General features: G+C 67.8%; 21 protein-coding genes and 1 pseudogene. 7 read left to right on the top strand and 15 right to left on the bottom strand.

What is annotated here, in order from left to right:
- Position 1 precedes the first annotated feature (1 nt).
- Positions 2 to 1,234 carry a cytochrome P450 gene (locus IU448_RS01330; protein WP_195053660.1) on the top strand — a complete coding sequence of 411 codons (1,233 nt, stop codon included), beginning with the start codon at positions 2 to 4 and terminating at the stop codon, positions 1,232 to 1,234.
- Positions 1,235 to 1,303: 69 nt separating this feature from the next.
- On the opposite strand, the gene IU448_RS01325 is transcribed toward IU448_RS01330, so the two are convergent.
- From IU448_RS01325 to IU448_RS01310, 4 genes are all read right to left on the bottom strand, one after another.
- On the bottom strand, positions 1,304 to 1,504 hold the full coding sequence (locus IU448_RS01325; RefSeq protein WP_195053659.1) for a ferredoxin: 201 nt from the start codon (positions 1,502 to 1,504) through the stop codon (positions 1,304 to 1,306).
- A gap of 127 nt (positions 1,505 to 1,631) precedes the next feature.
- Positions 1,632 to 3,071, bottom strand: coding sequence for an MFS transporter (locus IU448_RS01320; RefSeq protein ID WP_195053658.1), 1,440 nt, complete (start codon positions 3,069 to 3,071; stop codon positions 1,632 to 1,634).
- The gene (locus IU448_RS01315; protein ID WP_195053657.1) at positions 3,071 to 4,102 is read right to left on the bottom strand and encodes an LLM class flavin-dependent oxidoreductase; all 1,032 of its coding nucleotides are present in this window, start codon (positions 4,100 to 4,102) and stop codon (positions 3,071 to 3,073) included. The genes IU448_RS01320 and IU448_RS01315 overlap by 1 nt, the downstream gene beginning before the upstream one ends.
- A gap of 236 nt (positions 4,103 to 4,338) precedes the next feature.
- Positions 4,339 to 4,809, bottom strand: coding sequence for a nuclear transport factor 2 family protein (locus IU448_RS01310; protein ID WP_195053656.1), 471 nt, complete (start codon positions 4,807 to 4,809; stop codon positions 4,339 to 4,341).
- 136 nt (positions 4,810 to 4,945) lie between these two features.
- Between IU448_RS01310 and IU448_RS01305 the strand changes: the two genes are divergently transcribed.
- From IU448_RS01305 to IU448_RS01295, 3 genes are read left to right on the top strand one after another with little or no spacing between them, the layout of a single operon-like run.
- Complete coding sequence (locus tag IU448_RS01305) at positions 4,946 to 5,677, top strand: FadR/GntR family transcriptional regulator (RefSeq protein WP_195053655.1); 732 nt, start codon at positions 4,946 to 4,948, stop codon at positions 5,675 to 5,677.
- A 1-nt stretch (position 5,678) separates the two neighbouring features.
- Complete coding sequence (locus IU448_RS01300) at positions 5,679 to 6,101, top strand: Zn-ribbon domain-containing OB-fold protein (protein ID WP_195053654.1); 423 nt, start codon at positions 5,679 to 5,681, stop codon at positions 6,099 to 6,101.
- A 5-nt stretch (positions 6,102 to 6,106) separates the two neighbouring features.
- A complete protein-coding gene (locus IU448_RS01295) occupies positions 6,107 to 7,294 on the top strand; it encodes a thiolase C-terminal domain-containing protein (protein WP_195054955.1) in 1,188 nt (395 codons plus the stop codon).
- 7 nt (positions 7,295 to 7,301) lie between these two features.
- On the opposite strand, the gene IU448_RS01290 is transcribed toward IU448_RS01295, so the two are convergent.
- The 10 genes from IU448_RS01290 to IU448_RS01245 all read right to left on the bottom strand — a co-directional run bounded on the left by IU448_RS01290 (position 7,302) and on the right by IU448_RS01245 (position 18,598).
- On the bottom strand, positions 7,302 to 8,078 hold the full coding sequence (locus tag IU448_RS01290) for an SDR family NAD(P)-dependent oxidoreductase (RefSeq protein WP_195053653.1): 777 nt from the start codon (positions 8,076 to 8,078) through the stop codon (positions 7,302 to 7,304).
- Positions 8,071 to 9,015, bottom strand: a complete 945-nt coding sequence (locus tag IU448_RS01285; protein ID WP_195053652.1) for a zinc-binding dehydrogenase — start codon at positions 9,013 to 9,015, stop codon at positions 8,071 to 8,073. Before IU448_RS01285 ends, IU448_RS01290 begins: the two co-directional genes overlap by 8 nt.
- 101 nt (positions 9,016 to 9,116) lie before the next feature.
- The gene (locus tag IU448_RS01280; protein ID WP_195053651.1) at positions 9,117 to 9,737 is read right to left on the bottom strand and encodes a response regulator; all 621 of its coding nucleotides are present in this window, start codon (positions 9,735 to 9,737) and stop codon (positions 9,117 to 9,119) included.
- A complete protein-coding gene (locus IU448_RS01275) occupies positions 9,734 to 10,888 on the bottom strand; it encodes a sensor histidine kinase (protein WP_324188477.1) in 1,155 nt (384 codons plus the stop codon). Before IU448_RS01275 ends, IU448_RS01280 begins: the two co-directional genes overlap by 4 nt.
- Positions 10,889 to 10,893: 5 nt before the next feature.
- Positions 10,894 to 11,709: an ABC transporter permease gene (locus IU448_RS01270; protein ID WP_195053649.1), complete on the bottom strand. Its 816-nt coding sequence runs from the start codon at positions 11,707 to 11,709 to the stop codon at positions 10,894 to 10,896.
- On the bottom strand, positions 11,706 to 12,737 hold the full coding sequence (locus tag IU448_RS01265; protein ID WP_195053648.1) for an ABC transporter ATP-binding protein: 1,032 nt from the start codon (positions 12,735 to 12,737) through the stop codon (positions 11,706 to 11,708). The genes IU448_RS01270 and IU448_RS01265 overlap by 4 nt, the downstream gene beginning before the upstream one ends.
- A gap of 596 nt (positions 12,738 to 13,333) precedes the next feature.
- Positions 13,334 to 14,200 carry a universal stress protein gene (locus IU448_RS01260; protein WP_195053647.1) on the bottom strand — a complete coding sequence of 289 codons (867 nt, stop codon included), beginning with the start codon at positions 14,198 to 14,200 and terminating at the stop codon, positions 13,334 to 13,336.
- A 220-nt stretch (positions 14,201 to 14,420) separates the two neighbouring features.
- Positions 14,421 to 16,652, bottom strand: a complete 2,232-nt coding sequence (gene katG / locus IU448_RS01255) for a catalase/peroxidase HPI (RefSeq protein ID WP_280458351.1) — start codon at positions 16,650 to 16,652, stop codon at positions 14,421 to 14,423.
- 32 nt (positions 16,653 to 16,684) lie between these two features.
- Entirely contained in the window at positions 16,685 to 17,092 is a 408-nt protein-coding gene (locus tag IU448_RS01250; protein WP_195054954.1) for a Fur family transcriptional regulator, read from the bottom strand.
- A 111-nt stretch (positions 17,093 to 17,203) separates the two neighbouring features.
- Complete coding sequence (locus tag IU448_RS01245; protein WP_195053645.1) at positions 17,204 to 18,598, bottom strand: cytochrome P450; 1,395 nt, start codon at positions 18,596 to 18,598, stop codon at positions 17,204 to 17,206.
- 107 nt (positions 18,599 to 18,705) lie between these two features.
- Between IU448_RS01245 and IU448_RS01240 the strand changes: the two genes are divergently transcribed.
- Positions 18,706 to 19,317, top strand: a complete 612-nt coding sequence (locus IU448_RS01240; protein ID WP_195053644.1) for a TetR/AcrR family transcriptional regulator — start codon at positions 18,706 to 18,708, stop codon at positions 19,315 to 19,317.
- Positions 19,318 to 19,426: 109 nt separating this feature from the next.
- Positions 19,427 to 20,776: an NAD(P)/FAD-dependent oxidoreductase gene (locus IU448_RS01235; RefSeq protein ID WP_195053643.1), complete on the top strand. Its 1,350-nt coding sequence runs from the start codon at positions 19,427 to 19,429 to the stop codon at positions 20,774 to 20,776.
- A gap of 2 nt (positions 20,777 to 20,778) precedes the next feature.
- On the opposite strand, the pseudogene IU448_RS01230 reads toward IU448_RS01235, so the two are convergent.
- Positions 20,779 to 21,033: pseudogene (locus IU448_RS01230) on the bottom strand (hypothetical protein); the annotation flags it as partial.
- 222 nt (positions 21,034 to 21,255) lie between these two features.
- On the opposite strand from IU448_RS01230, the gene IU448_RS01225 reads away from it, so the two are divergent.
- Complete coding sequence (locus IU448_RS01225) at positions 21,256 to 22,329, top strand: fatty acid desaturase family protein (RefSeq protein WP_195053642.1); 1,074 nt, start codon at positions 21,256 to 21,258, stop codon at positions 22,327 to 22,329.
- The last annotated feature ends 82 nt before the right edge of the window (positions 22,330 to 22,411 follow it).

Raw genomic sequence — 22,411 nt, 5'->3', positions numbered from 1 at the left:
GATGACCCAGGTGAGCGACGATTCCGGTACGACCCGCGACCTCGGCGGCTGTCCGGTCTTCCATACCGACTACCGCATCGAACGGCCCGCGCTGGAAACTCAGCGGCTGCTCGACGCCGACCGGGAAGCCGCCCGGTTCGCCTGGAACGACTCCACCGAGGAGGGGTTCTGGGTACTGAACCGCTTCGACGATGTGCGCGAAGCCCTCCAGCGCGATACCGACTTCACCAACGACCAGGTCAGCGCCTTCCACCGCTCCCCGCCGCGGCAGTTGCTGCCGCAGAACCTCAACCAGCCCGACCATGCCGAGCTGCGGCGGATCCTCAACCCGTTCTTCGCTCCCAAACTCGTCCGGCGCATCTCCGATCAGGCACAGGAGCGTGCCGTCGCGCTCGTCGACGAGATCGCACCGCGGGGCGCCGAAGACATCGCTACCGGTTTCGGCATGGTCTATCCGACCGATCTGTTCCTGACACTGCTCGGGCTGCCGGTCGAGGACAGCGCGAAGCTGCTGCCCTGGGTGGAGGGCCAGTTCCTCGGCTTCTTCAACAGCGATCCGGAATCCAAACGGATCGCCGCACAGACGCGACAGGAACTCGACGCCTACTTCGCCGCCGCGATCGCCGAACGTCGCGCGGCACCCGGTGATCCGGCCACCGACTTGGTGACCCGGCTGGTCACCGCGGAATACCAGGGCGCCCCGATCCCGGACGAGACGATCCTGGCCCTGTGCATGAGCATCATGGCGGCCGGGCTCGACACCACCCGCAGCGCGCTCGGCTACACATTCCTGCACATGGCCACCCACCCCGAAGACCGGCAGCGGCTGCTCGACGAACCCGAACTGTGGCCGAAGGCGATCGAGGAGATCCTGCGCCTCTACAGCCTGATCATCCAGGACGGCCGCGAGGCCGCCCGCGACCTCGACTTCCACGGTCTGCCGATCCGCAAGGGCGATCTGGTGTGGCTCGGCCTGGCCGCGGCCAACCACGACCCCCGCATCTTCGAGGACCCGGACGTCTTCGACCCGGAGCGGCCCAATCTCGCGCACCATCTCGGGTTCGGCGCCGGCCACCACCGCTGTCTCGGCATGCATCTGGCGCGCGCGGAACTGGTGGTCGCGCTCACCGAATGGCATCGCCGGATCCCGCACTACCGGCTCGCCGAGGGCGTGGACCTGCGTGAACGCGGTAGCCAGCTGCGGCTACAGCAGGTCCCTCTGGTCTGGGACTGACCCCGGGACCACAGCCCAGCGGCCCGGCATCCTTTCGCAGGATGCCGGGCCGCGGTGTTTCGGTGGGGGTTACGACTCGCCGACGACGATGGCCGTCTCCGGACATGCCTGCGCCGCAGCCTCCGCCTCTGCGGTCAATTCGCCGGGGACTTCCCAGGTTTGCCCGCGTTCGACGACGAAACCTTCGTCGTCATCGGTCAGCAGCCGCTCCGCCACCGCATAACACCGGCCGTGCCCCATACACCGGCCCGCTTCGATCGAAATGAACATCGACATCCTCACTCTTCTTCCGGATCTGTCCCGCGCCCATCCGGCCGGGCCGGAAGCAGTCGCGGCTTCGAAATACCAGGCGGGCAACAACACCCGCGCAACGCACCCGCGGCATGCGGTGCCGGACTCAGACCGTCTCTTCGATAGCGGATTCGGGAGCCCGGATGAGCGCCACGAGGAGCAGGCCGACCACCGAGACCCCCGCGCCGATCAGCCAGCCGAGCTGGGAGCTGTGCTCGGCCGGGACCTCGGTCTGACCGATCCTGATCACCTCGGCGGTGAGCACACCGCTGATCGCCGCACTGCCGATGGCACCGCCGAGCGGCGCGCTGATCTGGCCGATACTCGCCGCCGTGGCGACCTCGTCGGCGCGCAGGGCCGTGATGAAGGTCAGGTAGGCGCTGGCCGACGCCAGCCCGTAGGAGAGCCCGACGATGACCGGCCACACCCACAGCTGCCATGCCGAATCGTGGACGAACGCCAGCAGCAACATCCCGATCGTGCACCCGGTGAACGCCAGCAGGCACATCGCCCGCGCCGGGACGAACCGGCTCAGCCGCCCGGCCGACGCGCTGCCCACCACGATGCCGATGCAGAACATCAGCATCAGCAGGCCACTGGTCAGTGCGCTGTAACCGAAACCGAAACCGGCCGATGCCGGGGTTTCGGTGAATTTCGGCAGGGTGAAATTCATGATCCAGGCGAGCATTCCGGCCAGGAAGAACACCAGCCAGCCGCGCAGGAAGTTCATATTCCGCAGTGCACGGGTGTTCACCAGCGGCGTCGGCACCCGCGATTCGACAGCCCACCAGATCGCCACCGCCACAATGCCGCACAGCAGCGGTACCAGCACCGAAGGCGATGCCCAGCCCCACTGCGAGCCCATGCTGAGCGGTACCAGGATCAGCGCGAGCGCGCCGGTCAGCAACACCCCGCCGATCCAGTCGACCCGTCCGCGACCCGGACCGTCCTGACGTGGGATGGTGGCGAGCGCACCGGCGATCCCGATGATGCCCAGCACCGCGAGGACGCCGAACACCACCCGCCAGTCGACCTGCACGGTATCGGTCAGCAGTCCGCCGACGGCAAAGGACAGCCCGGCCGCGACCCCTTCCGCGGCCGCGATCCAGGACAGTACGACGCTCAGCGTCCGGCCGGAGAGGTTGGCCCGGGCGATCGCCAGCGCGAGCGCGATGGCACCGAGGGTGAATCCGCCGATGAACCGGCCGATCAGCAATACCGTCATATTCGGCGCGATCGCACCGAGAATGCTGCCGAAAGTCAGCAGGCCCATTGTCACCACCGTGGTGCGCCGCTGCCCGAACAGCGACGCAACCGGAGGGAGCAGGGCGGTGCCGATCGCCCCGCTGAGCGAACCGATGATGACAACCCAGTTGAGCAGGCCGCCGGTCGCTCCGAATTCCGCCCCGATCCGGCTGAGCAGTTTCAGCGGGATGGTCATCACCAGGGTGGCCAGGATGACGCAGTAGCCGATCATCACGACCAGGCCGCGCGGCATCGCGGCCGGTGCGTCGCTGTGGTGGGAATCCTTGACGGTTGTGGTCATCACGCCGCCTCTCCGGTGGGTTCCTTGGCCGACGGGCGATATCCGAGCGTGACGAGCCGCGGCAGGACCTCGGTTTCGAACAGGCGCAGACTGCGCCATCCCGCGTCCAGCGGCAGCCCGCCCATCAACGGCTGGAACACCAATTCCGCGTCCGGGCCCAGCTTTTCGCAGAGCGCTACGCATTCATCGGGGGTGACGACGCGGATATTCGGGTCCGTCTGCAGGTCGGCCAGTCCTGCGGCGGGACGATAGGCCGTGGTGCCCACGCCACGCTCCCGCGCCCAGTTCGCGTTGGCGTTCGTCGTGTACAGCACATGCGGTGCGACGATTTCCCAGTCGCGGGCCGGATCGTCGGAGACGAACAGGAACAGCGGACCGCTCACCGGCCCGCGCGGGGGCACCGGTTTACCGAGGCGCCTGCGCTCGGTGGCATAGATGTCGTACAGCCGGTTCTTTTCGGCACCGGCCGGGCGGTACCCGTCGCCGATCCGGGCCGCGCGGAGCGCCGAGGCTTCGGCCGAACCACCGATGTAGAGTTCCGGTCCCCCGGGACGCGCGGGCCGGGGCCGGACCTGTACCCGTTCGCCACGGAAGTCGAATTCCGCACCGGTCCACGCCCGGCGCAGTACCTCGACGGTTTCCTCGAGGATCTGCACGCGCCGGCGGCGGTCGACACCGAACATCCGGTATTCGCCGTCGCGGTAGCCGAGCCCGAGCGTCACCTCGAGCCGCCCGCCGCCGACCAGGTCCAGCCCGGCGAGGTCTTCGGCCAGCCGCAGTGGGTGATGCAGCACCGCGACGAGCGCCGACAGGTGTACCCGCAGCCGGCGGGTCCGGCCGAGTATCGCCGAGCCCAGAATCATCGGCGCCGCACAGTAGCCGTCGTCGGCGCCGTGGTGTTCGGCGAGGTACACCGTCTCGAATCCGAGGTCGTCCGCCCAGGCGGCATGTTCGAGCGCTGCGGTGTACTGCTCGGGACTGCCCACCCCGATATCGGGCGCCCGCATGTCATAGCGTAGGGCCAGCTTCACGTCGCACTCCGTTCGATTGAAGGGCGGCAAAGGTTTTCGCGATCACCGCCCCTGGGCCGGTGATGAACCGGCCTGCACTCTTCCTCGCCCCCTCGGGTCCGCCCAGACTCGGCAGATCCAGGAGAACCATAGCAACCATGCGCATGGTTATGAAGGAAATCGGCAAATCTCGGCCGGCCCCCGGACAGCGAGCGACAGACCCTTCCGGTCGGCGTCATACCGGCGACTTCGGCAGATCAGCGAACCGAGGTACCGTCCGGCCACCCGTTCGCCAGATCAGTACTCACCTCGACGAGCACACCCTTCTCCACGAAGCACGGCCGGTCACCGCCGGTATCCACAACATCGTCATAACTACCCCAGCCGAGGGCCGAACGCCCGGCACCGCTGCCGGTGAAGAAGAACTGGGATTGCACGCGCACCCGGGAACTGCCGAGCCAGGCGGTGCGCACATTGGCAATGAAATGGCGTTTCACCGAGGGGTCGGCGACGAATGCCGATTCGAAGAAATTGCGGATCTCCGCGGATCCACGGACGGTCCGCGACGGCGTGGTGAGCACGGCGTCGGGCGCGAACAGCGCCGTCACGGTTCCGGAGTCCGGATCGTCGAGGGTTCGCGCATAGGCATGCACGTGGTCGCGGGCGCTCTCGATCGCTCGCAGTCTGCGCACATATTCGCACAGTTCGGCAAGTTCACCGTCACTCATGACCGCCTCCTCGTGATCTGATCACCCGGTCGCCACTGGCTCGCCACGAACCTCGAGCGCTAATCTCTGCACATGAATAGCATTGAATGTAGGGTGTGGGAACAACAAGCACAACAGCCACACCAGGGGAGAACCGATGACCGCTACCGAACGACCGAAGAAGACAGCGCTGCTCGTGGCACAGCGCATCGTCGATGACATCAACCGCCGGGGCAACCAGGTCGGGGATCGTCTCCCTCCGGAGAAAGCCATGCTGGAGGCCTACGACGTCGGCCGCGGGACCCTGCGCGAATCACTGCGGTTCCTCGAACTCCAGGGCGTCATCACCCTCAAACCCGGTCCCAGCGGCGGCCCTATTCTGCAGCAGCCCGACAGCTCCGCACTGGCCACCTCGCTGAGCTTGCTGCTGCAGTTCCAGCGGGCCCCGTTCCAGACGGTGATCGAGACCCGCGCCGCACTCGAACCCCATATGGCCCGGCTCGCCGCCGAGCGCATGGACGAGACGGATATCGCGACGCTGTTCGAGATCATCGAGCTCGAACATGAGAACCTGAACGACCACACGGGATTCCTCAGCCAGACCCGGCGCTTCCACACCACCGTGGCCCAGGGATCCGGGAACCTCGTCTTCGCCTCGCTGTTCATCGCGCTGTTCGACATTCTCGACGGCGCCGCGGTCGGCGTCGAATATCCGGCACGGCAGCGGAAACTGACCGTCGAGATCCACACGTCCATCGCCACCGCGATCTCCGAACGCGATCCCGGCCGCGCCGAGGAACTGATGACCACACATATGCACGCGCTGGCCGGCTACACCAAGAAGAACTACGCCGAGGCGCTGGCGGCAACCGTGACCTGGAAGATGTGAGATGACAACAGCAAGCACCCGCCCGGTACCCTTCCCCGACGATGTCACCGAGGGCTTCTGGGACAGCCTCCGCGCACAGACGCTCAGCATTCAGCGGTGCGCCCGGTGTTCGCGGTTCAACCACGCCCCGAGCCTGACGTGTCCGGCGTGCGGTAGCGAGGATCTCCGCTACGAGCCGGTCTCCGGCCGCGGAACAGTGCACAGCTACACCGTTCTGGAAGATCCCCCCGGCCCCGGTTTCGCGACGCTGGTGCCGCTGGTGGTGGTCGTCGTGGAACTGGTGGAACAGCCCGGGCTGCTCATGGTCGCCAACCTGCTCGGGACCGAACCGGCCGCGGTGCGGATCGGTGCCGAGGTCGAGGTGACGTTCGAAAAGATCTCCGAGGACTGCGTGCTACCGCAGTTCCGGCCGGCGGGAGCGTGAGGGATATGTGGGAACTGCGGGACAAGGTCGCCGTCGCGGGTGTCGGGTACAGCGAGCTCGGGCGGCGGTTGCCGCGCACTCTGGCGGCACTCACGGTGGAGGCGTGTGATCGCGCGCTGGCCGACGCCGGCCTCGAGCGTTCGGAGGTGGACGGTATCTCGACCTCGCCCTCCATGCCGCGCTACGGCGGAACGAAAGGTACCGGCGAAGGTATCGACGTCGTCACGCCGTATCACCTGCCGCAACTGCTGGGGATCAGACCGCAGATCACCTGGACCGGATCCACCAACGGCATGGTGACGCAGAGCCTGATGGATGCGGCCATGGCGATCCACTCCGGAGTGTGCACGCATGCGCTGGTCTACCGGTCGCTGCACGTGCCCAAGGGTAAGTACGTCAACTACGACAGCACGATCGCCGCCGGGCCGGATCAGTTCCAGGCGCCGTTCGGCTTCAGCAACCCGCCGGCCTGGGCGGCAACCGTACTGCGCCGATACCTCGACCTGAACGGATACTCCCGGGCGGATCTGGCGCCGTTCCTGGTCGCCAACCGGGAGAACGCGCAGAAGAACCCCCATGCGTACTGGCGGGGTTCCACCCTGTCGGCCGCGGATTATCTGAACGCCCGGATGATCGCCGATCCGATGTCCATCCTGGACTGCGATATTCCCGTCGACGGCGCGGTCGCTGTCCTGCTCACCTCGACGGAACGGGCGCGGGACCTACGGCAGCCGCCGGCTCTGCTCACCGGATTCGCCGCCGGCACCCACACCGCGCCGACGGGTGCGGTGATGACCCTCGAAGATCTCGTCGAGGGCGCCGAGCAGATCGCGCGGACGCTGTGGCGCACCAGCGGCCTCGGACCATCCGATATCGACAATGCCCAGTTGTACGACGGTTTCAGCGTATTCGTCTACACCTGGCTCGAGGGGATGGGCTTCGTCGGCCGCGGCGAGGCTGTGCCATTCACGCGGGACGGGCATACGACCCTGACCGGGAAACTCCCGGTCAATACCGGCGGTGGCGCGCTCGGCGAAGGCCGTCTGCACGGGATGACGCACCTCGCCGAGGCGGTGCTGCAGGTGACCGGGCGGGGCGGGGAACGGCAAGTGCCGGAGGCGTCGCGGGCGCTGGTCACGGTCTCCAACGGACTGGCCAAGTCGACCGCGTTCGTTTTCAGCCGAGACCGCTGAACTTCCCTCAGGGCCCGGCGAACTTCGCCTTCGCGAAGCTCGCCGGGCCCGGGGCGTGGGTGTATCCGGCGTCCGCGAACAGCTCCGTACCGGTGACGAATGCCGAGTCCGCGCCGGCCAGGAACGACACTGCCCCGGCCACATCCCCGGGCGTACCCGGGCGGCCGACGAGCGGACTGGGCGCCATCGCCTGTGTGGCGGCGGCGAGATCGGCCGGATCATCAGCGAGGACGGCGGCGGTCATCGGGGAGACGATCGCGCCCGGCACAACGGAATTGACCCGGATACCGTAGTCGCGCACCTCGGCGGCGACCGCACGCACCAGCCCGGCGACACCGGCCTTGGTCGCGCTGTAGACGTGCGGGCCCACACCGCCCACGACCCCGCCCGGACTGGCGGTGACGATGATCGACCCGCGCCGGCGTGGCCGCATCACCCGGACCGCATGCTTGAGGCACAGCAGGGTGCCACGCAGGTTGACCGCGATCGTCCGGTCCGCTTCCGCGGTATCGGTCTGCTCGATGGGCCCGAGCGCACCGAAGATCCCGGCATTGGCGAAGAACACGTCCAGGGCCCCGGCCCGGTCCACCAGTGCCTCGATATCGGCCTCGCGGGTCACATCGGTGGGCACGAACTCACCGCCGAGCCGCCGCGCGAGCGCCCGGCCCGGTTCCTCCTGTACGTCGGCGACCAGGACACGGAATCCGTCGGCGGCCAAGCGTTCGGCGCAGGCCGCGCCGATCCCGCTCGCACCGCCGGTGACGATCGCCACCGGCTCAGTCATAGACGGCCACCAGCCGGCCGTCGACCTCGCCGCGGCGCAGCCGTTCCAGGCCCGCGGGGATCTCGTCGAAGGTGATCGGCACGATCTGGGGTTTCAGCTCCCCCGCGGCGACCAGGTCGTACACGGCCGCGATATCGGCCACCGAACCGCCGCGCGACCCGACGAGCGTGATCTGCTTGAAAATCAAGGTGCCGGTGGATATCTCTGCGGTCAGTTCGCCCATACCGACCTGCACGACGGTGCCGAACTCACGTACGGTCTCGATGGCGGCGGCCGTGGTGGTGCCGAACCCCGCGAAATCGATGATCAGATCGAGGTTCTCCCCGGCGAACTCGGTGATATCGCCGGATACGGCCTGCGCACCGAGTTCTTTCGCCAGCGGCCACAAGGATTGCTTTTTCTCCGCGACGAATACGGTGGCCCCTTTCACCGCCGCGACCCGGGCCGCCACCTGGCCGAGCCCGCCGAGGCCGATGATCCCGACCTTGTCGCCCGCCCGCACACCGCCCCGGCGCACGAGGGCATGGTAGGCCGCGCAGCCGGCGTCGGTGCCGAGTGCGGCCTGTTCGAACCCGACTCCCTCGGGTATCCGCACGAGATCTTCGGGGAGCGCGGTGCACCGGAAGGAGTATCCGCCGTCGCGTCCCTGCCCCGGCCGGGTCCGCCCGGCCGCGAATACACCGACCCGATCGCCGGGCTCATAATCTTCGACCCCGGCACCGACCTCGGCGATCACCCCGGCAACCTCGTGCCCGAGTGTCAGCGGGAAAGGTCCGATGCGTTCCGTCCACTTCGGCTCGTGCAGGATCCCGACATCGGTATGACAGAGCCCGGCCGCCTTGATCTCGATGAGCACCTCCCCCGCCGCCGGCCGCGGCTCCGGCACCTCCCGGAGCGCGAGCGGAGTCCCCACACGTTCGAACTGCCAAGCCCTCATACCCGTCTCCCGATTCCCCGTGGTCCGCTCCACAGCCACATATCTATGTGCATAATTATCTTCAATATAAGGAGGTGGCGCCAACGGGGCAAGGAATCGGCTCAGATCCAGCCCTTCTCACGGGCCTTCAAGGCCGCTTCGTAGCGGTTGGAGACCCCGAGTTTGGCCATGGCAGCGGACAGGTAGTTGCGGGTCGTGCCTGGTGACAGATGCGCGCGGCGGGCGATTTCGTCGACGGAGGCACCGTCGGCGGCGTATTCGAGAACATCCGCCTCACGCGCGGTGAGGACCGTATCGCCGGCGCTGATGGCCTCCGCAGCCAATTCCGGATCCACGTATCGGCCGCCGCCGTGGACGGTGCGGATAACCTCCGCGAGGGTGCCCGCCGATGTCGTCTTGGGCAGGAAACCACGCACACCGCCGGCCAGTGCCCGCTTGAGATATCCGGGCCGGCCGTGGCTGGTGACGATCACCGTGCCCGCTCCCGGAGTGAGGCGCTGAATTTCCCCGGCGGTCGCGATACCGTCCAAACCGGGCATCTGCAGATCGATGACGGCCACCCCGGCCGGGTCCCCGCTCTCACAGCGCCGCCGCCACGCGGCGACGAGTTCCGCACCGGAGCCCACATGCCCGACGACCTCGAGATCGGCTTCCAGATCGAGCATCGTCGCCAGGGCCGCGCGGATCAACGTTTCATCGTCGGCCAGGAAAACGGGGATCACTGCTTCTCCCAAAGGATTTCGAGAACGAACTCGCCGGATTCCAGGCCCGCTTCCAGAGTTGCGCCGACGAGTTCGAGTCGCTCGGCCAGGCCACGCAAACCCGACCGCTCACCCGGCGTGGTGTGTGGCCGGTTGTTGCGCAACGACATTCCCGCCGTCCCGAGGATCAGCGTCGCCGAGGTCGCGGCGGAATGCTCGACGATATTCGTCGTCCCCTCGCGCACCACCCACGCGGCGACGTCGTGGTAGCGCGCGGGAACGGCGGCGGGATCGCCTTCGACGATCAGTACACACTCCACCGCGGACAGCAGCGACCGCGCACCGGCCACCTCCTCGCGCAGGTCGATATCCCGGTAGCCGCGAACCAGCGCCCGCATCTGCCCCATCGACTCGACAGCCAGGGACCGCACACTGTCCATTTCACCGGCCGCCCGGCCCGTTTCGCCGGCCTTCGAAAGCGCCACCGCCAATTCGCTTTTCACCGCGATCGCGGAAAACCCGCGGCCGACGACATCGTGCAGATCACGGGCGAACCGCAAACGTTCCTGCGCCACCTGCAGTTCGGCCTCGATATCCTTCGTCCGCTCCAGCTCGTCGACCATCCGGATCCCCCAAATGCTGATCAGCATCGTACCGAGGACGAAAGCGCCACCGAAAAAGGTCGCCCCACCGATCGAGGCAACGAAGGCGAGGTCGGGGTGCACACTCGAGCCGGAACGCAACGCCACACCGGTGGCAAAGGCCAGCGCCGCCAGAATCAACCATCGGTACCGGAAGTACGGGATCACGGCGAAGGCTGCCAGGAACACGGTGACGAGGCATACCGCCCGAGTGCCCGCGAGGGGTGCCGTTTCGGCCGCATCCGGCGCAGGCACCAGGGCATAGATCGCCCACACCGCTGCCAGCACCACTGTCGCTGCGCGAAACATCCACTGTCGTGTGGCGGCGTTTGCCCATGTGGCGAATTCGGGGCGTGCCTCGATCGCCGCGGCCGCCGCGATACCGGCGACCGCGATACCGGCCGCCGGCAACGGTTGCGGCGCGACAACGACTATCGCCAGGACGATCCCCAGGATCGACCCTTGTAGCGACAGCCGCATGTACAGCCTGAACTTGGCCGGCCCCGGCAGCGCGCGCCACCATGCGGCCACCCGGTTCACCCGCGGTCGTCCCAGCGGAAACTCCGGCGAGTCAGCACGAGCGCCAGGACCGTCCATATCGCCAGTGTCGCAAACGGCCGGCCGAGTGCGGTGAAGGTACCCGCGAAGTCGAGTGCCGGATCGTCGGCGGAACCGAGGGCCGTCCGGCCGGCGGCACCGAGGAACACCAGATCGGATACGGCGGCGAACGGAGTCCACTCGGCCAGGTCGGCCAGCCGGTCCGGCAGTATCCCGCGGATCGAGCCGAGACCGAGCATCGCGACCGTCATCACCGGCAACGAGGTGATCTGGGCCGCCTCGGCGTTCTTGGTCACGGCACTGGTGGCCAGCGCGAGCAGTGTGAACAGGACGATCCCGCCCACCAGCGCGAGGACGATCGCGAACGGATTCACCGGTGCGGGCGCGCCGGTACCGTAGATCACCGCGGCGATGACGACCGTACAGAACAGTGTCACCACGGCACCGGGAACGCCCGGGGCGGTCTGGATCTGCCAATCGGCGGCCTCACCTGTCCGCAGCCGTTTCAGTACTCCCTCGCCGCGGCGGGTCGTCACCATGGACAGCACCGAGTAGTACTGCATGAACAGCAGCGCCAGCAGAGCGAACATCTCGAACGCTGTCGCCGCCATCGCTGCGGTGGGTTCTGCATCCCTGCGGGCGATGAAGTAAAGGGCCAGCGGGAGCCCGATCGGGAAGACGGTTGCCGTGTAGACCAGCGTCTTGTTCCGGCGGAACTGCAGATATTCGGCCTTCGCGAGTGCCTTCAGCGGGCGGCGGCGGAAACCGGCGGGCGGGGTCGCGGTGGTGGTCATCGGGTAGCTCCGATCAGTTGCGGCTCGTCCACCGATCCGCCGGCGGATTCGGCAGCGATATCGAGGAATACCGATTCGAGTGAGGCGGCCCGGGCGTCCAGACCTGCCAGGCGGATACCGTGCCCACCGGCCCAGCCGAGAAGTTCGAGCAGATGCCCCTGGAGATCGTGGGTGCTGACGGTGACCCGTTCTCCGGCGTCGACGACGGCGGTGGGCAGTGGGGGTAGCGGTAGCCCGGGGTGGTCGAAGACGATCCGGGCGGGATGGCCGTCGACGATATCGCGCAGGGTTCCGCGGCGCGCGATCGTGCCCTTGTGCATGATCGCGATACGGTCGGCCAGCGCCTCGGCCTCGTCCAGGTAGTGCGTCGTGAGCACCATCGTCACGCCGGCCGCCTTCAGGTCGGCGAGCAATTGCCAGGTGCCGCGGCGGCTCTCGGGGTCGAGTCCGGTGGTCGGTTCGTCGAGAAACAGCAAACGCGGCTGCCCCAGCAGTGCACAAGCCATATCGACGCGGCGACGCTCACCGCCGGACAGCGAGCCGACCCGCACATCGGCGCGACCGGTGAGCCCGACCTGCGCGAGCACCACCTCGGCGGTGGTCGGGGCGGTGCACGTCCCGCGCCACATCTCGAGTGTTTCACCGACGGTCAGTTCGGCCGGTAGCCCGCCGGATTGCAGCATGATCCCGACCTGTGCGCGGACCTGCGCGCGATCGCGCCGCGGATCCAGCCCGAATACCCGCACGTCCCCGGCGGACGGTGCGGTGAGCCCCTCGAGAATGTCCAGGGTCGAGGTCTTCCCGGCGCCGTTGGTACCCAGCAGTGCGAAAACCTCCCCCTCCGCGACGTCGATATCCACACCGCGGACCGCCTCGAACGCGTCCTTTCCCTGGCCGTAGGTCCGGCGCAGACCACGCGCGCTGATGACATCGTTCGCCGGTGCCGATGCGGCGGGCCGGGTGGCCGCAGAGGTCTCATACGACCGCTCAGCGCCCGGATCCGGCGTTCCGTACTCCGTTCTGTTCATACCTCCCACCCTCACGGAGACAGCCGGTCACCAGTAGTACGACCAGTCATCGATCCACGATGAATAGTTCATGGGCCAGTACTGACAAATGTCATGACCGGCCGCCGGACGCCGGGCGGCAATGCGGTGGCGGCCGCGATGCCGGCGTTTGCGGTAACCGCGGTCGCGAGCACTGTCGGCGGCTCGAGCGCGCGGAACCCGCGCCGAGGCGTCGGCCGCGAGGAAGGAGAGGTGCCGAGTCCGCGTGTGTCGACCGATCCTCACGAGATCCTGGCGATACTGTCGTGTTCCTCATCGGCCGCCCGGGCTGCCGATGAGCTGCGAGGCGACCAACAGCGAGCGGACCGGTCAGGGGCGACACCGGACCGCAATCGGACAGCCCGAATTACGGGTGGATGCACGGCCAGGCCGGGAAACCTCGCTCGCGTCGAAGGCGAGGCCGCGGCTCCGACGCCGTGCAGGTGGCCGCCCCGACCTCACCGCCACGCGAGGCGGTCGGATCGGGGAAAGTGGAGAGCGGCATCGCGCGCTGCGCCCTAGTTTGGGCCGTCACTTCAGCGCTGGATGCTGCCACTGTAAGCCGCCGGGCGGGGCGATCAGTCGCGGGCGCGGGCTATGAGGAGGGGGACCCGGGTGCTGTGCAGGACTGCTTGGCCGACCGACCCGAGCGTCATACCGGCGAAACCGCCGCGGCCGTGACTTCCGACGACAATGAGCTGTGCGTTCTCGGATTCGGCCAGGATCCGGCGGGCCGGCCGATCCTCGGCGACCACCGAGGTGACCGCCACGTCGGGGTAACGCTCGGCGCGGCCGGCCAGGCTCTCGGCCTGCAACGCGCGGGCTTGTTCCTGCATTTCGTCACGGGAGATATAGCGGAATGATTCCGACCAGGTGGTCACCGCGATCACGCCGACGTACCCGCGGGAGGCTTCCTCGAACGCGATATCGACGGCTTCCTGGCCGCGCGGGGAGCCGTCCACGCCGACCACCACCGGGCGCTGCCCGAGGTCTCGCGCCGGTTCCTCGGTATCGGGGATCACCGCGACCGGGCAGTGGGCGTGGCGGGCGAGTGAGGTGCTCACCGAGCCGAGCAGGAGCCGGCCCAGGGTGCCGAGGCCGCGGGTGCCCACGACGACCATGCGGGCGTCCGCGGAGAGGTCGAGCAGGACCGTGGTGGCACCGAGGTCGGCGACGGTGGTGGTGATCTCCAGATCGGCCGCGGTTTCGCGGGCGGTCTCCTCGGCGGCGGCGAGGATCGTCTCCCCGTCGGCCCGCAGCGCCTGGTTGTCCAGGCCGACGACACTGATCTCCGGGCCGAAGGTGACCGGTGCGCCGATCGCGTGGACGAGTTGGAGTGGGCAGCGATGCAGCGCCGCGTGCCGGGCCGCCCAGCGCAGCGCGTCCAGGGAGGTGGGCGAACCATCGATACCGACGATGATCGGCGGTTCGGAATGTGTGGCCATATCGGATTGCCTCTCGCCTCGCCGTGCTCGGTGCGGCGGAATCGCGGGGCCGCGTCGTCCTCCGTCGAGGATATGGGCGGCGGCGCGACCCCGGCACGCATGCACCGGACCCGTGTCCGGGTTGTGGCGCAATCGCGACCGCACCGGCGGCGCGAGCCCCGCCCGGAAACCCGCAACCGGGCCGGTCCGTCACGGACCGGCCCGGTTCACGACTGCATGATCAGCGCAGATCGAACCGATCGTTCTCGGCGACCTTGACCCATGCCGATACGAAGTCCCGGACGAAACGCGGTCCGGCGTCGCGCTGGGCGTAGACCTCGGCCACCGAACGCAGCACGGAATGGGATCCGAAGACCAGATCGTTGGCGGTGGCCGTCCACTTGCGTTCACCGGTTCGCCGGTCGAAGCCCTCGTAGACGTTCTCCGCCGATTCCGAGGCCTTCCACTCGGTGCCCTGATCGAGGAGGTTGACGAAGAAATCGGTGGTCAGCACGCCGGGGCGATCGGTGAACACGCCGTGCGTGCTGCCGCCGTGATTGATACCGAGGACCCGCAGGCCGCCGAGCAGGACCGTCAGTTCCGGAGCCGTCAGGTCCAGCATGTAGGCGCGATCGACCAGCAGGGTTTCCAACGGGGCCTTTTCCCCCGTCCGCACATAGTTGCGGAAGCCGTCGGCCCGCGGTTCGAGTACCGCGGCCGATTCCACATCGGTGTTCTCCTGGGTGGCGTCCGTGCGTCCGGGCGAGAACGGCACCGTGATGTCGTATCCGGCATCCTTTGCCGCCTGCTGGACACCCGCCGCGCCGGCGAGAACGATCAGATCGGCCAGCGAGACCCGCTTACCGCCGGTGGCGGAACTGTTGAAGTCCTGCTGGATCCGCTCGAGCACGGGCAGTACCTGCGCGAGTTCGGCCGGTTCGTTGACTTCCCAGTTCTTCTGCGGTTCGAGCCGTATCCGGGCGCCGTTGGCGCCGCCGCGTTTATCGGTGCTGCGGAAACTCGCCGCGGACGCCCACGCGGTCTTGACGAGTTGGGCGACCGTCAGGCCGGAATCGAGCAGTTTGCTCTTCAACGCCGCGATATCCGCTTCGTCGATCAGTTCGTGGTCCACCGGTGGTACCGGGTCCTGCCACAGCTGCGGTTCGGGCACCCAGGGGCCGAGATACCGGCTGACCGGGCCCATATCGCGGTGCAGCAGCTTGTACCAAGCCTTGGCGAACTGCTCGGCTAGTTCTTCGGGATGCTCCAGCCACCGGCTGGTGATCTCCCGGTAGATCGGGTCCTCACGCAGGGCGATATCGGTGGTGAGCATGCTCGGCGCGCGGGCCGGGCCGTCGAACGGGTCCGGGATCGTACCCTCGCCCGCACCGTCCTTCGGTTTCCACTGCCAGGCGCCCGCCGGGCTCTTGGTCAACTCCCATTCGTAGCCGTAGAGGTTCTGCAGGAAACCGTTGCTCCACCGGGTGGGGGTAGATGTCCAGATGACCTCCGGGCCACTGGTGAGCGTATCGCGGCCGGTGCCCGTACCGTGGGAGTTCTTCCAGCCCAGGCCCTGCTGTTCGATCGGGGCGGCTTCGGGTTCCGGGCCGAGCAGGTCCGGATCGCCGGCGCCGTGGGTTTTGCCGAAACTGTGGCCGCCGACGATGAGCGCGGCGGTCTCCACATCGTTCATGGCCATCCGGCCGAAGGTTTCCCGGATATCGCGGGCCGCCGCGACCGGGTCGGGCCGGCCGTTGGGTCCCTCCGGGTTCACGTAGATCAAGCCCATCTGGACGTTGGCGAGCGGGCCGGACAGCTCCCGGTCACCGCTGTAGCGTTCGTCGCCGAGCCAGGTGTCCTCCGGCCCCCAGTAGATCTCCTCCGGCTCCCAGATATCGGGACGGCCGAAACCGAAGCCGAAGGTCTGGAAACCCATCGAGTCCAGCGCGACGTTCCCGGCGAACACCAGCAGATCGGCCCACGAGATCGCCGTGCCGTACTTCTGCTTGACCGGCCACAGCAGTCGGCGCGCCTTGTCCAGGCTGGCGTTGTCGGGCCAGCTGTTGAGTGGTGCGAAGCGCTGCGCGCCCTGTCCACCGCCGCCGCGGCCGTCGGCGATCCGGTAGGTGCCCGCGGCATGCCAGCTCATCCGGATGAACAGGCCGCCGTAGTTGCCGTAGTCGGCGGGCCACCAGTCCTGCGAATCGGTCAGGACCGCCGCGACATCGGCCTTCAGCGCCTCGACATCGAGTTTCGCGAACTCCTTCGCATAGTCGAAATCTTCGCCGAGCGGGTTGGATTTGGAGGAATGGGCGTGCAGGACCGAGATGTCGACCTGGTTCGGCCACCAGTCCTTGTTGGTGCGGGGACGATTGTCGGTTTTGGCGGTCGGGGAAGGGATCGCCGGATTTTCGCTTTCGCTGTTACTCGAAGTCCCGGTCTCAGGAGCAGGTGGACGGCTATCGGAGGTCACGATATTCCTTCCTGACGAGTGGTGCGGAGCTGTTATCGAAAACGATTCTCTCTCGCGCATTCGGCGCACAGGCCCCAATAGATGACCTCGGCCTCGTCGATCGCGAAGCCGTGATCGTCCGACGCCGTCAGGCACGGAGACGCGCCGACCGCACAATCGACATCGGCGATCGCCCCGCACCCGCGGCAGACGACGTGATGGTGGTTGTCGCCGACGCGGGTCTCGTACCTCGCCACCGAGCCGGACGGCTGGATACAGCGAAGCAGGCCGGCCGCGGTGAGTGTACGCAACGAGTCGTACACCGCCTGGTGGGAAACGGCCGACAGGCGGGAACGCACGACACGGATGATCGAATCGGTATCGGCGTGCGGGTTATCGTGCACAGCGCTCAGTACCGCGACCCGTGGGGCGGTGACGCGCAGCGAAACCCCCCGCAGCATCTGCTGGAACTCCTCGGCTGTTTGCACACCGGAAAGTCTGGTCCGTTTTCTGGAATCGGTCAAGGATAGACAGCCCCGCGGCACTGTGGCGTTCATCCCTGCCGGGCCGGCTCACCCGGCGGCGGCCGAACTTCGCGACCGGTTCTCCAGCAGGGTGATAGGCAGGCCGTCCTTGGGAAAAGGCAGGGAGTGGTAGTCCATCGGCGGCACGTACGCGGGATCGAGCGTCCAGTGGTAGTCGCGCAGCAGGCGATGCATTATCGCCTTCACCTCCAGGCCGCCGAAATGCAGGCCGATGCATTTGTGCACACCGCCGCCGAACGGTGTCCAGGCGAAACGGTGCGTTTTGTCTTCCCGGCGGGCGGGTTCGAAGCGCGCGGGATCGAAGGCCGCCGGGTCGGTCCAGTAGTCGTCCATCATATGAGTGAACTGGACACCCACGATGACATCGGTACCGGCCGGGATCCGGACCCCCTGGATCACCGTGTCCTTCACCGCATACCGCACCAGCACCGGCACCGGGGCCCGCAGCCGCAGTGCCTCGCGCATCACCAGGTCGATCGAGACCAGGCCCTCGAGCTCGGCCATCGTCGGCTCCGGACCGAGGGCCAGCGATTCCGCACGGCAACGCTGCTGCCATTCCGGGTGCTGGCCGAGGTACTGCAGGATGGTGGAGGTGGTGATGGTGGAGGTGTCGTGCGCCGCCATCATCAGGAAGATCATATGGTTCACCACGTCTTCATCGGAGAACCGCTGCCCGTCCTCGGTTTCGACATGGCACAGCACCGAGAAGATATCGTCGGTCTGCTCGCCACGTTTGGCGGGCAGGTAGTGGCGCAGGAAATCCTCGAGCACCTTGCGGCCGCGGTAGGCCCGGCCCCACCGGGTGCAGGGGATATTCGCGCGGACGATACCGGCGGCGGCCTGGACGCAGGCGATGAAAGCCTTGTTGATCCGGTCCATTTCGGCCGCATCGGTGTCCTCGGCGCCGCCCATGAACAGATCGGCGGCGATATCGAGGGTGAGTTGCTTGAGCTTCCAGTACGACGGGAACTCCTTGCCCGGCTCCCAGCCTGCCACGCCCTGTTGGATGGCGGGGTGCAGGCGGCGGGTATAGGCCTCGAGCCGCGGCCGGGTGAACGCCTGCTGCATGATCCGACGGTGCCCGTGATGCTCCTCGAAGTCGAGCAGCATGAGACCGCGGTGGAAGAACGGGCCCACCAACTCCGACCACGCCGGCCCGTTGGCCAGCGCCTTGTCCTTGTTCTGGAAGGCTTCACCGCAGGCGTCCGCCCCCAGGAGCATGACCGTGGTTTTCCCGAGCGCGCGGAACGGCGCAACCGGGCCGTAGCGCTCCCAGCGGCTGCGGCACAGCGCCACCGGATCCTTGGCGTATTCGAAAACCTGGCCGATCACGGGCAGGCCCCGGTCGTCGCGGTGCTGAACCGGGATCGGCCGCGGCGCCGGTGCCGTTTCCTCGTGTGGTCCCAGGGCTTCGGCCGTCATCGTTCACCTCATATCGTGTGGTCTCTGTCACGACCACACTGATTCAGGAAGTACGTCCTGTCAACCTTTGATCCAGCGGGCTTTGCGCCTATGGCATGCTGAGGAACGTGGCTGTGCAATCGGGTGTGTATCGGGGCGTCAGCGCCGCCGACCGCGCCGCCGACCGCCGCAGCCGATTGCTCGAAGCCGCACTGACCGTCTGGGCGGATCCGGAAACCCGGACCACGATGACCGCCGTATGCGCGGCGGCGGGCCTCAGCGAACGCTATTTCTACGAGAGCTTCTCCGGGCTGGACGCGGTACTGGAAGCGGTGCTGAACCATATCGCCGCCGAAATCGAGGAGATCAGCCGGCGCGCCGCAGAGGACGCGGGCCCGGATCCCGAGGCCCGGGTCCGCGCCTCGGTCCGCGCCTTCGTCCAGCTCCTGATCGACGATCCCCGCAAGGGCCGGGTCGCCATCATCGAAGCCGTAGCCGTCCCCCGGCTGCGGCAGCGCCGCACCCAGCTACTCCGCCACCTGGCACACGAATCGGCGCTGGAGGCGCGGGAACATTTCGGCGCGTCCCGCCGCGGTACGACCGCCGACGAAACCGCCGGACTGTTCTTCATCGGCGGTATGGCCGAACTCGTCACCGCCTGGCTGGACGGAACCCTGCAGGTATCGGCCGACGAGATCGTCGACGCGGCGGTCCGCGTCCTGCTCGGCCTCTACCGCTGACGAGCCTCGCCCCACCGCCCGCCCGTACCGCCGGTACCGGATCCACCCCCGCGGACGTTTCGACCGGCCCGTTCCGGGAACCGCGCCGGAAACCGAACGACGAAGGAGGATGGGCGTGCCGGACCATCAGAACAGCGCCGCCAGCTCGGCGGAACCACGGCGGGTGGTCATCGTCGGGAGCGGGTTCGCCGGATTCACCTGCGCCCGCAAACTCTGCCGTACCCTGGCCGCGGCGGGCGACGACACCGAAGTCGTCCTCGTCTCGCCCACCGACTACATGCTGTACACGCCGCTGCTGCCCGATGTCGCCGGCGGCCTCATCGACCCCCGGTACGTGGCCGTCTCGCTGACCGATGCCCTGCCCCGGGTCCGGTTGATCGTCGCTACCGCGGAATCGGCCGACCTGCACAACAAGACGCTCACGGTGGCCAGTGAGCACCACGGTAGCCGGGAGCTGTCCTGGGACCGGCTGGTACTGACCCCCGGCTCGGTGACCCGGTTGTTCGATGTGCCCGGGCTGCGCGAACACGGCCGCGGCCTGAAAACCGTCGCCGAAGCGCTGTACCTGCGCGAACAGCTGATCCGGCAGCTCGAACTCGCCGATCACGAAGACGATCCGGAGATCCGGCAGGCCCGGCGCACCGTGGTCGTGGTGGGCGCTTCCTACGCCGGGACCGAACTGGTCGCGCAGCTCCGGGCCCTCGCCGACACCTATGCTGCCCGCCGCGGTTTCGATCCGTCCGAGATCCGCTTCCTGCTGCTCGATATGGCCGACCGGGTGATGCCCGAGGTCGGCGACAAGCTGAGCGATCAGGTGCTGTCGGTCCTGCGCGGGCGCGGGATCGATATCCGCCTCGGGATGTCCCTGAAAGAGCTGGCCGGTGACCATGTGGTGCTCACCGACGGCACCACCGTGCCGACGTACACGGTCGCCTGGGTGACCGGCGTCACCGGGGCGCCGGTTCTGAGCACCCTCGACCTGCCGATGGAGCGCGGGCGGCTGATCGTGAACGCCGATCTACAGGTGCCCGGCCACCCCGAGGTATTCGCCGGCGGAGACGCGGCTGCGGTCCCCGATCTCACCCAGCCCGGAAAGATCACGCCGCCCACTGCCCAGCACGCCACCCGCCAAGGCAAAGTCCTGGCCCGCAATGTGGCCGCGAGCCTGGGGATCGGGGCGCCGGTGCCGTACAAACATCGCGATATGGGCCTGGTGGTGGATCTGGGTCCGCGTTTCGCCGTCGCCAACCCGCTGGGGCTGCGCCTCTCCGGTATGCCCGCCAAGGCTGTCACCCGCGCCTACCACACCTACTCGGTGCCACGGGGGCTCAACCGGTGGGCGATCACCCTCACCTACCTGACCAACGCGGTCACCCCGCGCCCGCTGACTCTGCTCGGTCTGGTCAGTCCCGAGGAAGCCAGTTTCCATATCAGCGAAGGTATTCGGCACCAGGTGTAGTGTTACCGCACCGCTGCCGGGGCCGGACCGCCGACGATCCGGGTGAGCACTTCGGCGAGCGCCTGTCCCACATCGGCGGTCTGATCCTCGGGGCTACCGCGGGTATGCGCCGCGACGGTGAATCCCGGGCCGAACGACGCGGACGCGACCTCCGGCGGTGGCAGGTCCGACCAGCCCCATTTACTGCCGAGGACACCGGGCAGCCGCGCGGTGCCCCAGTTCTGCCGGGTGCCGTCGGCGGCGACGGGTGTTCCGGTTCGGGACACTGCGGGCGGATCGCGCATACCCGCTCCACCGGGAAACGAACCCCCTGTTCTCGCACGGCGCGTCCCGCCGTCACCGGCCGATATATGCGACCGGGACCGGAAGCGCGGGACTGCGACGGTAGGGTGAGCGCACAGTCGACCGCGACGGTCGGCCGGCGGCGGTCACGGATGATCCACCGGCGAAACGACACCTGTGCAGAGATCGGTTACCACATGACGGCAAAGGCCGCCGAGTACGCTGTTCCCACCGCCCGGCTCGACGAACCTCGACCCGCCCGCACTACCCGGACCAGCGACTATTCCGGGTTGCTACGGCAGGTACGCGACGCGGGCCTGTTGGACCGCCGGCCGCGGTATTACCTCTGGAAGGCCACGGCCGTGCTGTTCGCGCTGACCGGCGGGTGGATCGCTTTCGTCCTGATCGGCGAATCGTGGTGGCAACTCGGGACCGCGGCGTTCCTGGCCGCGGTTTTCGCGCAACTGGCCTTCCTCGGTCACGATGCCGGGCATCGGCAGATCACCGGCCGGCGCCGGGCGGACTATCTCCTCGGGATCCTTTTCGGCAACCTCGCGATCGGGGTCGGCATCGGCTGGTGGACCAGCAATCACAACCGGCACCACGCGCATCCCAACACCGAGGACGCGGATCCCGACATCATGGGAGTACTCGCACACTCGAGTCTGCGTGCCCGCACCGGCCGGGGCCTGCGTCGGATGATCTTCCGGTATCAGGGCTGGTTGTTCTTCCCGCTGCTGCTGCTGGAGGGCTGGAGTCTGCACTTCTCGAGCGCGCGTGCCATCGTACGACGCGATATCCCCCGGCGCGCCCTGGAAGGGGCCACGCTGCTCGCGCACGCCGTCGGCTACCTCGCGCTCGTCTTCCTGGTTCTGCCGCCGCTGCCTGCCGTTGCCTTCATCGTCGTACAGCAGGGCCTGTTCGGGTTGTATATGGGATCCACCTTCGCGCCCAACCACAAGGGGATGGAAGTGCTCCCGGCCGGTGACAACACCGATTACCTCCGCCGACAGGTGCTCACCTCGCGCAATGTCCGCGGGGGATTCCTCGTCGACACCGCATTCGGCGGTCTCAATTACCAGATCGAGCATCATCTGTTCCCCTCGATGCCCCGGCCCAACCTGCGCCGGGCCCAGCCGATGGTCGCCGCGTACTGCGCCGATCTCGGGGTGCCCTACTGCGAAACCGGACTCATCGCCTCCTACACGCAGTCACTGGGCCACCTGCACACGGTCGGGAAGGCAGCCCGTCGGGGCGCCGCGAACAGCTAGGCAGGCGCGAAACCCACCGGCTGCGTGTATTCCGCGGCAGCACAACGGGGTACAGCCGGTGGATCGACGCAGCGCCGCGGGC

This window comes from Nocardia flavorosea (assembly GCF_015477805.1).
Lineage (GTDB): Bacteria > Actinomycetota > Actinomycetes > Mycobacteriales > Mycobacteriaceae > Nocardia > Nocardia flavorosea_A.
This window is presented reverse-complemented; position numbering and strand designations above follow the sequence as displayed.